Here is a 13,605-nt window from a genome sequence, read left to right on the forward strand (position 1 = left end):
GAAACAGAATTATATACTCCACCCCATTACTAATTTATTCTTATTTCCAAACGTATAAATTAAACAGTTTTTTACCACGCTTAATTACGCTGTATTTACCGAATAATGCGTCTTCTTTCTTAAGAACAACTTCAGAATCAGCAACTTTCTCACCGTTTACTGAAACTGCACCATTACCAATAAATTCACGCGCCATCTTATTCGATTTTGCTAGTTCAGATTGAGTCAGAATTTCAACGATAGTTTGCTCAGAAGCGTCAAGCTCAGTCGTTGGCAGACCATCTTGCGCTAGTTGTGCTAAATCAGTTTCAGTTAGTGATGCTAGGTCACCAGAGAACAGCGCTTCTGTAATACGGATAGAAGAAGCTAAACCTTCCTCACCGTGAACCAAACGAGTTACTTCTTTAGCAAGGACGCCTTGACCAGCAGGACGACCTTGAACACTCTTGTCACTTTCTTCAATTGCAGCAATTTCGTCTACAGATAGGAAAGTGAAGAAACGTAGGAAGTTATATACGTCAGCATCCGCAGTACCCAACCAGAATTGGTAGAAAGCGTATGGTGATGTTTTGCTTGGGTCTAACCAAATTGTACCTGATTCAGTCTTACCAAATTTAGTACCATCTGATTTAGTTACTAGCGGTAGCGTTAAACCAAATACTTTATTGCGGTTCATACGACGAGTTAGATCGATACCACCAGTGATGTTACCCCACTGATCAGAACCACCAATTTGCAGCGTACATTCTTTTGCTTTGTTTAGCGCAGCAAAGTCATACGATTGAAGTAGCATGTAGCTGAACTCAGTAAATGAGATACCAGAACCTTCACGGTCGATACGTTGTTTTACTGATTCTTTTTGAATCATTGCATTTACGCTGAAATGCTTACCGATATCACGCATGAATTCGATTACATTGATTTCACCAATCCAATCTAGGTTATTCACCACTTCTGCGCCATTTTTCTCTTCTGTAAACTCAACAAAAGCAGAAACTTGAGCACGGATTTTATTAACCCAATCACCAACAACGTCAGACGTGTTCAATTGACGCTCTGCCGCTTTAAAGCTTGGATCACCAATTAGACCTGTTGCGCCACCAACAAGTGCTAATGGCTTATGGCCCGCTTGTTGAAAACGCTTAAGAACTAACAAAGGTACTAGGCTACCAATATGTAGGCTGTCTGCTGTCGGATCGAAACCACAATAAAGAGTACGACAGTCAGTAGAAAGGTGCTCAGCTAATTCTTCGTCTGCTGTGCACTGTGCAATAAGCCCACGAGCTTTTAAATCCTGCAATAATTCATTTGTTGCTGTCATAGATAACCTACTTGTACTCTAAATTTAGGTATAAAAAAGAAGACTCGATTTTACACATTTAGCCGCTAAATAACAGACTTTGTGAGTAAAAAGCCACTTTGAACTCATATCTATTTTATCTCCCCATTTGATTAACAAATTCCTAGTTACAATTGCTTTCAATTTCAAGAAGAAAAAGTTCAAAAATTGACCTTAATTTAACGCCAAGAATTGTAATTCTGTGATACTTAACTCAAACCAAAACAATGATAATTTTCACCTCTTGAATCTGCTAAGTGTGCCCATATTTATTTAGTAGGTGTTGCTAAGATGCAGTCTACTTAGTTGCTATTTCTTTCTGTCTTGCTAAGGAAAAAGAATGAAAAAGTTTGCCCGTGCCGCAGTCCTAATGGTTTTAGTATTTGGACGTCCTCAAGCACAAGCTTCCTCATTAATTGAGTTTATTGAACCTGATTATCAAGAAGCAAACCAATCAGAGATCGATCATCAACATGTCCTTCACAGCCTAAATGGTCTACTTTCGATTCAAAATTGGAACTATTTCTCACATCAGCCTTACGATGATTTTGATATTTTAAATTCAAAAGCACATCAAGCTCAAAGAGAGCTAGAAAATCTGTGTAAAGAAACCGCTTTGATCTCTAATTCTCAGCCTCAATTTGCTGGAGTGAAGAGCGCAGAACGTGCCTTATTAAAAATTGAACAAGAGTTAAATGGTCAAGTTAACCAGTTAACTGACATGGCAAGAGCGACCATCGTTGCCGATTCAATACCTGATTTGGTGACGGCGTATGAATCAATAAATAGAGAAACAACCGTCCTGAGTGTCACTAACCGTTTTGCACAGCCAGCAAAATCAGGCTACCGAGACATAAAATTACTCGTCGAATTACCAAAAACAAAACTGGTCGCAGAAATACAGCTGCATTTAAAAGACATTGCGACAGTAAAAAATGGTGCAGAGCATAAATTGTATGAAGAAATTCAAAACATTGAACGTTTAGCTCTTCTGGAAAAGCGAGAATTCACTCAGTTTGAAGATGCTCGAGTGACTAAATTGAGAGCTCTATCTCAATCACTATATACAAATGCATGGCAAACCTACTTACCACTTCAAGCACTCGCGTAATGTTTCACTATTAACATGCCAGCAAACAAAAAAGAGCAACCACTGCGTATTGGTTGCTCTTTTTATTTAATAGCGTTTATTTTTATGTCATCAAAACTAATTTATGCCATTAAAACCAAGCTTCCGAAAAAAGCTAAGCCAGAAAATACGGCTATAGTTGTAATGAGTGCAAATTTGAAATCACTATCCATAACGACTCCTTGTTATTGTGTAGTAACAAAAAATTAACACTAGTTTGAGGTATCTTCAAGGAATCAAAGAAAATTGACTGCCAAGTTGGTATTAGCATCACAATGTCAGCATAATAAATCAAACTTAGGGATAAGATTAGTCGCTATGTGGCTAAATACAAATTATCAAAATTAAAACCTATTTTAGGAGGAAAAATGAAACGGACGTCATTACTGGGGCTGCTAGCCATCCTGCCTTTACAAATATTTGCTCAGGTATATCTTACACCCTCTATTGGGTTTTCTTCTGGTGGTGAGGTGACAAACAGTGCAGGAGATACTTATAAAATCAATGGAGATAACGCTTTATCTTTTGCTATAGAAACGGATTTTGATACAGGCCGTATTGGGTTATTTTATAGTACTCAAAGCAGTGAGGTAAAATCACTGGGCAATAAAACACGGTTTGATTATTTACATTTCCAAAGTGCTTTAGATTATTCCCTTACCCCTAAACTAAGTTCATTTTTAGGATTAAGCCTTGGCGCAACTTATACCGATGTCGACTGGAGTGATGAAAATTTACGCTTCTCTGCCGGTGCTTTTACTGGGTTGCAATATCACTTTACTGACAATTTTGCCTTACAGTTAGAAGCCCGTTGGTTAGGCACTTCTGTTGATAGTAGTTTTGACAGCGCTTGCGTTTCTGATTCAACACAAAGTAGATGTGTTATTCGTTATGAAGGCAGTTGGATGAATCAAGTACAAGGGAATCTTGGCTTACGATTCAGTTTTTAACTTTCTCACACCACCTATTATTTTATAAATTCCAATTAATGCGGTTACTTTCCCATCAATTGGAATTTATTTACAAAAACACAATCATTTACTTAACCTTTATTTAACAATAATACACTCTAAACATCCCACCCCAAACAAACCCATTCTCTAAAAAAAGTTACAACTTCAGCATAATTGACTAGATAGATTACATTAAGCTACCTTTTTATCATATTGCCTTAACAAGTATTAATGGGTAATCTGCCTGTAATGCTTAGCTAATACCTCTAGTTTGAGCAAATTGATTTCAAATTTAATAGAGAATGATACTAAGTTAGCTTCATTTCTCAGGGAAAAGTTTTTAAAAGGAGTATTTTATGAAGCGTGAACAATGGGGTTCTCGTGCAGGATTTATTCTTGCTGCAGTAGGATCTGCTATCGGTCTAGGTAATATTTGGCGCTTTCCATACATGGCGTATGAAAATGGTGGCGGTGCTTTCTTTATTCCTTATTTATTTGCCATGTTAACTGCTGGTATTCCATTTATGATCATGGAATTTGGTATGGGCCATAAATTCAGAGGCTCAGCACCGCGAACTTTTGCAAAAATAAATCAAAAATACGAATGGCTTGGTTGGTTTCAAGTATTAATAGCCGCTGTTATCGCAGTTTATTACGTTGCCGTTATTGGCTGGGCAATCTCTTATTTCAGCATGTCTTTTTCTCAAAGCTGGGGCCAAGATACAAATGCCTACTTCTTTAGTGAATATTTAAAGCTAGGCGATAACTCACCAACAAAACTGGGTGGTATTCAATGGCATATTGCCATTCCTATGATTATTGCATGGAGCATAACTTTTGCTGCTATTTTTGGTGGTGTAAAAAGTGGTATCGAGCGTGCTAGTAAGGTTATGATGCCATTACTATTTATTATGGTTATTGCGCTTATCGGCCGTATGATTTTCTTACCAGGCGCATTAGATGGTCTTAATTACCTGTTCCAACCAGATTTCAGTAAAATAACAGACCCAAAAGTATGGTCAGCCGCTTATGGTCAAATCTTCTTTACGTTAAGTGTCGGTTTCGCAATCATGCTGGCTTATTCAAGTTACCTACCTGAAAAGTCTGACGTAAATAACAATGCTTTTATGACAGTATTGATTAACTGTGGTTTCTCTATTATCGCTGGTATTCTTATTTTCTCTATCCTAGGAAATATGGCGCATGAACAAAGCAAACCATTAACTGAAGTCGTTAGTGCTGGTGTTGGTCTTGCATTTGTTACTATTCCAGCAGCCATCAATTTATTACCTGCTCCTTATATTCTTGGTCCTCTGTTCTTCTTTGCTTTAGTTGTTGCAGGGTTAAGTTCTCATATCTCAATTATTGAAGCCGTTACCTCTGCATTTATCGACAAACTAAAATGGTCTCGTAAAAAAGCCGCTTCTGTTGTTTGTGGTACAGGGCTGGTTGTTTCTATGGCCTTTGCGACTAATGGCGGACTATTGCTGCTTGATTTAGTTGATTATTTCATTAATAACATAGCTCTACTAGCAAGCTGCTTAATTGAATTATTTATTATGGGTTGGTTGGTAAAACTTGCAGACATACGTTCACACGTAAATAAAATCTCTGAATTTACCGTTGGTAAATGGTTTGAGATCTGCTTACGCTTTATTAGTCCTGCATTTCTAGTGGTTATCTTAGGAACTAATATTGTTAATACATTAACCGACGGATATGGTGGTTACGCTCAATCAGACTTACTATTACTTGGTTGGGGATTAATTGCTGCAATGTTGGTTGTTGGTATCGTTATTAATAAATCAAGCAAGGAGGCTTAATATGACAACTGGTGCAATCATTATGATGGTTATTGGCTTAGGTATCACGTGGGGAGGCGCGGCCTTCTGTATCCGTAAAGCGATGAACAGTAACTAGAACTTAGCCTATAACAATACAATTACTTAAAGCAGATCTTCGGATCTGTTTTTTTTCGCCGTTTCATTTTAAATTAATTTAGAAGGTAAAAATGACCATTCTCTATTCATTTCGACGTTGCCCTTACGCGATGCGAGCACGACTTAGTATCGCCCTTTCCAATAAATCAGTTCACCTTCGTGAAATCATATTGAAACATAAACCTGAAGCAATGATACAGGTATCCCCTAAAGGCACTGTTCCTGTCTTAATTGAAAAAGATGGACACGTGATAGATGAGAGCTTAGATGTCATGAAATGGGCTTTAGAGGATTCAGAATTACTATTATCAACAACAGCGTCCATGTATTTATTAATAGAAGAAAACGATCATGTGTTTAAAGGATGGTTGGATAAATACAAATATGCAGATCGTTACCCTGAGAACACAGAACTCTATTATCGTGAACAAGGGGAGCTATTTTTAGAAAGACTGGAGCAACAACTCTCTACTTCGAGAATGTTATTTAGTGATGAATACAGCTTAGCTGATTTAGCTATCCTTCCTTTTATTCGACAATTTGCGTTCGTTAATATTGAATGGTTTAACCAAAGTAAGTATCAACACGTAAAGCACTGGCTTACGACTTTCATTGATTCAGAGCTGTTTCTCTCCATTATGAAAAAATACCCTACTTGGCTAGACTCAAATCAAGACATCTCATTTCCTGAAAGATAATACCTTTGCTTATCTTCGATTTTCTTCAAGCCAGAAACAGAAAAAGGAGACTCGAAAGTCTCCTTTTATTATTCATCGATAGAATCGCAAATTAGTTATGACTAATCCACTCATTCATATCTGTTTTCAAGTTATCAGACTTAGTACCAAAGATAGCTTGAACACCTGAACCCGCAACAACAACACCAGCTGCACCAAGTTTTTTCAGTTTATCTTGGTCAACGGCTTCAACGTTTGCTACCGATACACGTAGACGAGTGATACAAGCATCAAGGTTTGTGATGTTTTCTTTACCACCAAATGCAGCAACTAACTCACCAGCAAGCTCAGAACCAGTTACTGTTACACCAGCTTCTTCTTCGTCTTCACGACCTGGCGTTTTCAGGTTCATTGCTTTAATTACAAAGCGGAATACGATGTAGTAAACAACAGCGTAAACAAGACCAAGACCGACTAGAAGTAGAAGATTCTCTGCACGTGGAGATTGAACTACAAAGTCAATGAAACCATTTGAGAACGTGTGACCGTGTACAACACCTAATGCGTTAGTTAGCATGTATGCAACACCAGCAAGTACAGCGTGGATAGCATAAAGAACAGGAGCAACAAATAGGAATGCAAATTCAATTGGTTCTGTGATACCAGTAAGGAATGAAGTTAACGCAGCAGATGCCATGATACCCATTACTTTTGCACGGTTTTCAGGTTTCGCTGAATGTGCAATTGCGATTGCAGCAGCAGGAAGACCGAACATTTTGAATAGGTAACCACCCGCTAATTGACCAAAACCATTGCCCGCAGCACGAGATGCATCATCAGCAGTTAGGAAACAAGTCATGATACCATTTACTTGCTCACCAGCGCTGTTCACACAAGAACCGGCTTCGTAGAAGAATGGTACGTTCCAAATATGGTGAAGACCAAAAGGAATTAGAGAACGTTCGATTACACCGTAGATACCAAATGCCATTACTGGGTTTTGGTTTGCAGCCCAATCAGAGAACGCTGCAATTGCGCCGCCAATTGGTGGCCAAATTACAGAAAGAACCAAACCTAGAGCGATAGATACAAAACCTGTCACGATTGGCACTGCACGCTTACCAGCGAAGAAGCCAAGGTACTCAGGAAGTTGGATACGGTAGAACTTGTTAAAAGCCCAACCAGCAACACCACCAGCAAGGATACCACCAAGAACACCAGTCTCGATACCATCAACACCCATTACTGTCGCCATCACTTTAAGTGTAGCAACCATGATGCCGTAACCAACAACAGCAGCTAGACCAGCTACACCATCATTGTTTGTAAAACCAAGTGCAGTACCCACAGCAAATAGCAAAGCCATTTGGCCAAATACAGAACCACCTGCTTGTTCCATTAAGTGAGAAACCACTTCTGGAAGGAAACTAAAGTTGGCAGCACCAACCCCTAAAAGAATACCAGCTACAGGAAGTACTGATACAGGCAGCATAAGCGCCTTACCAACTTTCTGCAGGTTGGCAAAAAGGTTTTTAAACATGTTTTGCTCCTAATCATTATAAATACAATTGAAACATTCAATTACTAACTAGCTCGTTACGGCAATATCCCCCTCGCCTAATGTAACTAACATAATTGTAAGTAATCGTGTCTCTAATCAAACTGTCGCTAAATATAGACCTATGTAAAAACAGTTTCTAGCATGTTTTCATTTATTGTTTTAAAACCCTGCAGTGATCACAAAAGCAAGGCGTAGCAAAAATAACAAAAAAAATGCAACTTTACTATAAGTCACTGATTACAATTAATAAAAATAAAAATAAGCAGGGTGATAAATGTTATTTTTAGCAACAAAAATAGATAGTATAAATAAATAGCTACCGCAACCGATTACTTAGAATTTTATTAACGAAAACTTGCTAAAAATCAAATCCATAAAAAAAAGAGAAGTATAATTCTCTTTTTTGGTTACTTTGTGAACTTATTTAATTTATTTGTTCAAAAAAAGATTTTTAAAATTATTCGTCGTTATTTGAGCAACTTCCTCAAAGGATTTCCCTTTTAGTAAGCCAATATACTCAGCAACTTCTCTGACATACGCTGGCTGATTCTCTTTTCCTCGATAGGGAACAGGGGCTAAATATGGGGAGTCTGTTTCAACTAAAATACGATTTAATGGCAAGCGACGAACAACATCTTTCAACTCAGTGGCTTTGTTAAATGTAACAATACCTGAAATTGAAATATAAAAACCTAAATCCATTGCTGCTTCAGCAAACGCCCAGTCTTCAGTAAAGCAGTGAATAACACCACCACATTTGTTTGCTTGACCATTTTTTAGAATTGCTAAGGTATCTTCTCTAGCTTGTCTTGTATGAATAATTAGTGGTTTATTGTACTCAACAGCCACCTCAACTTGTTGTTCAAACAAGTCGCGTTGACGAGACGCGCTTTCAGGTTGATAAAAATAATCTAACCCCGTTTCACCAATAGCAATAACACGATCATTGGCCGCATATTGACGGAAAATAGATAAATCAAATTCCGATTCCACATCTAATGGATGAATACCACAAGACGCATGAACTTCAGGGTGATCTTTGATCATTTCCATCATATTGGGAAAAGCATCTAAAGTAACACCTACGGTTAGAAACTGCTCTACTCCACGTAATTTTGCTTTTTCAAGTACATCACCCACATTAGTATGCAGATCATTATAATTTAACTTGTCTAGGTGACAGTGTGTATCAACTAACACATTATTCTCCAATAAACTCAAATAACCACTGAGTTAATAATAGTTCTTTGTTTAAGCCCGGATGATCATTGAGTTGTTGCCTTAGCGTATTTAGACTCAAATATTGCTTATAGATAAGGTTAGAAGAGATGCTTTTTGCTAGTCTCTCTACCGTCTCTTTTTCATCACAATGAATCCAATCAGTTACAATTCCTAACTGTCGTTTCTGTATATCAGACAACAAGTAACTTAACCAACATAAGCCTTCATCCTCTAATTTTAGCAAGGTTTTAACCACATCGGCTGTATTACAAAAAGAGGATTGAACACAAACACTAAAGTGTGAAAGAAGCTGCTGATGGCTTACTTGTTTCTTATCTTGATAAAAGCTCTTTACCGCTAGCGGTAAATATCGATTCAAAATAATTGACTGCGTATTTACCGTTAGTTCTTCAGTTTCGAGTAACCATTGAGTAATCACTTCAGCACTGATCACTGGCTGTTGCCAAGTTTGGCAGCGACTGCGTATTGTTGGTAATAAATGATGCAAAGAGCTAGCAAGTAAGACAAATTGGCAGTTTTTCGGTGGGGCTTCTAATGTTTTTAGTAATGCGTTTGCAGCAGACTCTGTCATTTTTTCTGCTGGTTCGATAATAATCATTCGCTTAGCGTTAAATTGCGATGACTCTAGTGCCCATGAATTACATTGACGGATCTGTTCTACAGAAATCGATTTACCTTCCACTTCTGGTTTAATCCAGTGCAAATCAGGATGATTACCAGATTGAATCAAATCACAACTATGGCAGAAACCACAAGGTTCAGTGCCTTGAGTTAAACAAAGTAGAGTATCAGAAAAATACTGAACTAATTTATCTCGCCCAGTCCCTTCTGGCATTGCACATAAGATAGCGTGAGGCAGCCTATCATTTGCAATAAGCTGCTGCCATTGATGCCAAATATCTTCCTGCCAAGGGTAGAGTTTAGTTGCCATTAGTCACTAACCACGCTTCTAGCGCATTCACAATAGAGCGAGTTACCGTATCTAAATCTTGTCCCGCATCAATAGTAATAATACTTTCATCGCTGTTTGCGAACTCTAAGTAACGTTCACGGCTTCGTTCAAAAAAATCTAATTTCATTTGTTCAATTCTATCAAGCTCTCCACGAGCAGAAGCTCTTTGTAATCCAAGCTTAGGGTCAATATCCATGTAAATGGTTAAATCTGGTTTGAAGTCACCTAGAACCGTGTCTCTCATCGTTTTCATTAAATTACGATCAAACCCACGACCACCGCCTTGGTATGCCTGCGACGATAAATCATGACGATCACCGACGACCCACTCACCTTTTGCAAGAGCAGGTTTAATCACATTTCCAACTAACTGTGCGCGAGCAGCATACAACAATAGCAATTCAGCCATGTCTGTTAACGGTTCATCTGGGTGCCCTTGCTTTACCAGCTCTCTCATTTTTTCAGCAAGAGGTGTTCCGCCTGGCTCTCTTGTTGTTACAGGGTTTTCAATACCATGCTTAGCTAATGTGGCTAATACATTTTTAATAGCTGTACTTTTACCTGCGCCTTCTAGGCCTTCGATTACAATAAATTTAGACATGATTAATTTCTTAACGTTCTTAAGTAAGCTCTAACTGCTTTGTTATGCTCTACTAATGATTTAGTGAATTTATGACCACCTGTACCATCAGCAACAAAATAAAGATAACGACTTGTTTCTGGATGTAATGCTGCTTTTATCGATGCAGGACCCGCCATTGCAATCGGTGTTGGGGGTAAGCCATTAATGGTATAAGTATTGTATGCCGTTGGTGTTCGGAGATCTTTCTTGCGAATATTACCGTCGTATTTATCACCCATACCATAGATAACCGTTGGATCAGTTTGTAAACGCATTCCACGCCTTAGGCGATTAACAAACACAGATGAAACTCGCTCTCTTTCAGAATCGATAGCGGTTTCCTTTTCAATGATAGAGGCTAAGATCAACGCTTCATAAGATGATTTTAAAGGTAAATTGGCTGATTTTGTTTTCCACTCAGCATCTAATAATGTCACTAGCGCATTATGAGAACGCTCTAAAATATCAAAGTCACTCATGCCTGCCGTATAATGGTACGTTTCTGCTAAGAAAAGACCTTCTAATTTAGACCGTTCAATGCCTAATTTACTCGCAATGTCTTCTTCTGACATACCTTCAAGTTCATGTTCTAGGTAAGGCGCTTGTTCTAGTTGTTGTTGCCACTCAGAAAAACGACTACCTTCAACAAAAGTAATTGAGAATTGATGCTCTTTACCCGTTTTTAATTGAGTCAGTACTTCTGCTAGCGTTTGATTTGGTTCAACCCAGTACGTACCGGCTTTTATATTAGTTAACTGAGGGGTTAATTTATGGGTAAATCGAGCCCATTGAGTGTCTGATATCCATTGCTTTTCTTCAAACTGACGAATGAGTTTTCGGTAACTTGTTCCTGATTTAACTTCAACAAGTTGAGCTTTCTCTAGCATTACAGGTTGTTGGGTAAAATTAATTGCCTGCTGATAAGCCCAAAAGCCAGCACCAAGTGCAGCGACCGCCAAAAATAAAATAATGATAATAAGTTTTTTCAACACGAGTACAGTTTCTCCTGAAACCAATAAGTTAATGTATGCTTGGTAAAATGAATGTCTTTGATTTTATTAATAGGTACAATTTCAAATAAAGAGTTAGTGATAAACACTTCATCAGCAACAGCTAATGTATCAAAATCACAATGTACTGATTCAATCCCGATATGATGAATGCTCGCAATCTTCTTAATATGCGCTTTCATCACACCTTCAACACCTGCTAATGATAAATCTGGAGTGAATAGTTTATCATTCTTAACCCAAAAAAGATTACCTATAGATGTCTCAACGATATTGTTACTAATATCGAGAACAATAGCATCGAGATAATCTGTTTTAGATATTGATTGCTTTATTAGTACCTGCTCTAGGCGGTTTAGGTGCTTCATTCCAGCTAATAATGGATTTAGTCCCAACTGAATATCTGATACACCTAAATCTATCCCTTTCTGCTTCCATTCTTTGTAATAAATAGGAAGAGAAAAAGTGGATATAATAACTTGAGTATCATCGCAATCTTGAGGGGAATAGCCTCGCCCCCCGCTTCCTCTAGTAATTAACACTTTAATGCCACCACTAATTACTTTCGTTGCAAGCTCAGTGATTTGTTTATCAAGTGCATTCCAATCAGGCTCTGTAATATTTAAGCGTATTGCGGAGGTTTTAAGTCGGTTTAGATGCAGCTCCCACAAACAAACTTTCTTATTTAATACCTTCATGGTGGTAAAAAAACCATCACCATACTGAGTTGCTCGGTCACTTATGGGAAGTGATTCAGATTCCATTCCATTAACCCAAAACATGACAGCTCCTAACCACTGATAAATAAAAAGGCGGTTTGATATAATATCAAACCGCCTTTAAAGTGTAACTGACTCTTAGAAACTAATTAAGTCTCACAAACAAGTTATTACATTTTCTTGAAGATCAGTGAACCGTTTGTACCACCAAAGCCAAATGAGTTACAGATAGCATATTCCATATCAGTAACTTTACGAGCCGTATGCGGAACAAGGTCAATATCTAAACCTTCTTCTGGATCGTCAAGGTTGATCGTTGGTGGAACGATTTGATCAACCAAAGACATCGCTGTAATGATTGCTTCAACAGAACCAGCTGCACCTAGTAAGTGACCTGTCATTGATTTTGTTGACGATACTAATACTTGTTTAGTACCCGCTTCACCAAGAGCACGCTTAATGCCCTTAACTTCCGCAACATCACCTGCAGGTGTCGATGTGCCGTGTGCATTTACATAACCGATTTGCTCACCCGTTACGCCTGCGTCACGCATCGCTGCTTCCATTGCTAGTGCACCACCAGAACCATCAGGCGTTGGTGAAGTCATATGGTAAGCATCACCACTCATGCCAAAACCAACTAATTCACAGTAGATTTTCGCACCACGAGCTTTTGCGTGTTCGTATTCTTCAAGAACCATCATGCCAGCGCCATCACCTAGAACAAAACCATCGCGGTTTTTGTCCCAAGGACGAGATGCGCCTTGAGGGTTTTCATTATTTGTTGATAGTGCTTTTGCAGCACCAAAACCGCCCATACCTAGCTCAGTAGATGCTTTTTCCGCACCACCCGCTAGCATTGCATCAGCATCACCATAAGCGATCATACGAGCCGCATGACCAATATTATGAAGACCTGTAGTACAAGCAGTTGAAATTGCGATATTTGGACCACGTAGACCGCGCATGATCGACATATGACCTGCGATCATATTAACGATGGTTGAAGGCACGAAAAACGGACTGATCTTACGAGGACCTTTTTCACTAAATGCTTTGTAACCAGCTTCAATTAAGCCAAGACCACCAATGCCTGAACCAATTGCAGCACCAATACGGTGAGCATTTTCTTCAGTAACTTTAAAACCCGAGTCATCTAATGCCTGAATGCCAGCAGCCACGCCGTACTGGATAAATAAATCCATCTTACGAGCGTCTTTCTTAGACATGTACTCTTCAGCATTAAAGTCTTGAACTAGACCTGCAAAACGAGTAGTAAACTCAGTGGTGTCAAAGTGCTCGATATTAACGATACCACTTTGGCCTGCTAACAGCGCTTTCCAAGATGCTTCAACAGTGTTACCCACCGGTGTTAGCATACCCATGCCTGTAACAACTACACGACGTTTGGACACGATATATTTCTCCGGAATTATTTGAAATTTAGATAGGGATTGTAGC

The 13,605-nt window shown here is 38.6% G+C and carries 14 protein-coding genes; 5 read left to right on the forward strand and 9 right to left on the reverse strand.

The window, feature by feature from the left end; genetic code table 11:
- Positions 1 to 40: 40 nt before the first annotated feature.
- Positions 41 to 1,321, reverse strand: a complete 1,281-nt coding sequence (tyrS, locus tag PVK70_RS10115) for a tyrosine--tRNA ligase (protein WP_130048214.1) — start codon at positions 1,319 to 1,321, stop codon at positions 41 to 43.
- Between the two features lie 358 nt (positions 1,322 to 1,679).
- On the opposite strand from tyrS, the gene PVK70_RS10120 reads away from it, so the two are divergent.
- Positions 1,680 to 2,450 carry a phosphoribosylglycinamide formyltransferase gene (locus tag PVK70_RS10120; protein WP_130048215.1) on the forward strand — a complete coding sequence of 257 codons (771 nt, stop codon included), beginning with the start codon at positions 1,680 to 1,682 and terminating at the stop codon, positions 2,448 to 2,450.
- A gap of 101 nt (positions 2,451 to 2,551) precedes the next feature.
- On the opposite strand, the gene cydH is transcribed toward PVK70_RS10120, so the two are convergent.
- A complete protein-coding gene (gene cydH / locus PVK70_RS10125; protein ID WP_130045525.1) occupies positions 2,552 to 2,641 on the reverse strand; it encodes a cytochrome bd-I oxidase subunit CydH in 90 nt (29 codons plus the stop codon).
- 147 nt (positions 2,642 to 2,788) lie between these two features.
- Here cydH and PVK70_RS10130 point away from each other — a divergent pair, with 147 nt between their 5' ends.
- From PVK70_RS10130 to PVK70_RS10145, 4 genes are all read left to right on the forward strand, one after another.
- A complete protein-coding gene (locus PVK70_RS10130) occupies positions 2,789 to 3,418 on the forward strand; it encodes a porin family protein (protein WP_242504786.1) in 630 nt (209 codons plus the stop codon).
- Positions 3,419 to 3,777: 359 nt separating this feature from the next.
- Positions 3,778 to 5,244: a sodium-dependent transporter gene (locus PVK70_RS10135; protein WP_130045527.1), complete on the forward strand. Its 1,467-nt coding sequence runs from the start codon at positions 3,778 to 3,780 to the stop codon at positions 5,242 to 5,244.
- A gap of 1 nt (position 5,245) precedes the next feature.
- The gene (locus PVK70_RS10140; RefSeq protein WP_130045528.1) at positions 5,246 to 5,341 is read left to right on the forward strand and encodes a MetS family NSS transporter small subunit; all 96 of its coding nucleotides are present in this window, start codon (positions 5,246 to 5,248) and stop codon (positions 5,339 to 5,341) included.
- A gap of 91 nt (positions 5,342 to 5,432) precedes the next feature.
- A complete protein-coding gene (locus PVK70_RS10145; RefSeq protein ID WP_130048216.1) occupies positions 5,433 to 6,059 on the forward strand; it encodes a glutathione S-transferase in 627 nt (208 codons plus the stop codon).
- 91 nt (positions 6,060 to 6,150) lie between these two features.
- Here PVK70_RS10145 and ptsG read toward each other — a convergent pair whose 3' ends face one another.
- The 7 genes from ptsG to fabF form a co-directional block, all read right to left on the reverse strand.
- Positions 6,151 to 7,578, reverse strand: a complete 1,428-nt coding sequence (ptsG, locus tag PVK70_RS10150) for a PTS glucose transporter subunit IIBC (RefSeq protein ID WP_130048217.1) — start codon at positions 7,576 to 7,578, stop codon at positions 6,151 to 6,153.
- Between the two features lie 450 nt (positions 7,579 to 8,028).
- Positions 8,029 to 8,799 carry a TatD family hydrolase gene (locus PVK70_RS10155; RefSeq protein ID WP_130048218.1) on the reverse strand — a complete coding sequence of 257 codons (771 nt, stop codon included), beginning with the start codon at positions 8,797 to 8,799 and terminating at the stop codon, positions 8,029 to 8,031.
- A 1-nt stretch (position 8,800) separates the two neighbouring features.
- Positions 8,801 to 9,772 (reverse strand): DNA polymerase III subunit delta', encoded by a 972-nt coding sequence (holB, locus tag PVK70_RS10160; RefSeq protein WP_130045532.1) that lies wholly within the window; start codon positions 9,770 to 9,772, stop codon positions 8,801 to 8,803.
- Positions 9,762 to 10,394 carry a dTMP kinase gene (tmk, locus tag PVK70_RS10165; protein WP_130048219.1) on the reverse strand — a complete coding sequence of 211 codons (633 nt, stop codon included), beginning with the start codon at positions 10,392 to 10,394 and terminating at the stop codon, positions 9,762 to 9,764. The genes holB and tmk overlap by 11 nt, the downstream gene beginning before the upstream one ends.
- Positions 10,395 to 10,396: 2 nt before the next feature.
- A complete protein-coding gene (gene mltG, locus PVK70_RS10170) occupies positions 10,397 to 11,407 on the reverse strand; it encodes an endolytic transglycosylase MltG (RefSeq protein WP_130048220.1) in 1,011 nt (336 codons plus the stop codon).
- Positions 11,401 to 12,207: an aminodeoxychorismate lyase gene (pabC, locus tag PVK70_RS10175; protein ID WP_130048221.1), complete on the reverse strand. Its 807-nt coding sequence runs from the start codon at positions 12,205 to 12,207 to the stop codon at positions 11,401 to 11,403. The genes mltG and pabC overlap by 7 nt, the downstream gene beginning before the upstream one ends.
- 107 nt (positions 12,208 to 12,314) lie before the next feature.
- Positions 12,315 to 13,559 carry a beta-ketoacyl-ACP synthase II gene (fabF, locus tag PVK70_RS10180; RefSeq protein WP_130045536.1) on the reverse strand — a complete coding sequence of 415 codons (1,245 nt, stop codon included), beginning with the start codon at positions 13,557 to 13,559 and terminating at the stop codon, positions 12,315 to 12,317.
- Between the last annotated feature and the right edge of the window lie 46 nt (positions 13,560 to 13,605).

It is taken from the genome of Aliivibrio sp. A6 (assembly GCF_028765505.1).
GTDB lineage: Bacteria > Pseudomonadota > Gammaproteobacteria > Enterobacterales > Vibrionaceae > Aliivibrio > Aliivibrio finisterrensis_A.

Excerpts from the sequence above, each read along its gene's own strand:
- tyrS (WP_130048214.1), bottom strand. The coding sequence starts at position 1,321 with ATGACAGCAACAAATGAATTATTGCAGGATTTAAAAGCTCGTGGGCTT.
- PVK70_RS10120 (WP_130048215.1), top strand. The coding sequence starts at position 1,680 with ATGAAAAAGTTTGCCCGTGCCGCAGTCCTAATGGTTTTAGTATTTGGA.
- cydH (WP_130045525.1), bottom strand. The coding sequence starts at position 2,641 with ATGGATAGTGATTTCAAATTTGCACTCATTACAACTATAGCCGTATTT.
- PVK70_RS10135 (WP_130045527.1), top strand. The coding sequence starts at position 3,778 with ATGAAGCGTGAACAATGGGGTTCTCGTGCAGGATTTATTCTTGCTGCA.
- PVK70_RS10140 (WP_130045528.1), top strand. The coding sequence starts at position 5,246 with ATGACAACTGGTGCAATCATTATGATGGTTATTGGCTTAGGTATCACG.
- PVK70_RS10145 (WP_130048216.1), top strand. The coding sequence starts at position 5,433 with ATGACCATTCTCTATTCATTTCGACGTTGCCCTTACGCGATGCGAGCA.
- ptsG (WP_130048217.1), bottom strand. The coding sequence starts at position 7,578 with ATGTTTAAAAACCTTTTTGCCAACCTGCAGAAAGTTGGTAAGGCGCTT.
- holB (WP_130045532.1), bottom strand. The coding sequence starts at position 9,772 with ATGGCAACTAAACTCTACCCTTGGCAGGAAGATATTTGGCATCAATGG.
- tmk (WP_130048219.1), bottom strand. The coding sequence starts at position 10,394 with ATGTCTAAATTTATTGTAATCGAAGGCCTAGAAGGCGCAGGTAAAAGT.
- pabC (WP_130048221.1), bottom strand. The coding sequence starts at position 12,207 with ATGTTTTGGGTTAATGGAATGGAATCTGAATCACTTCCCATAAGTGAC.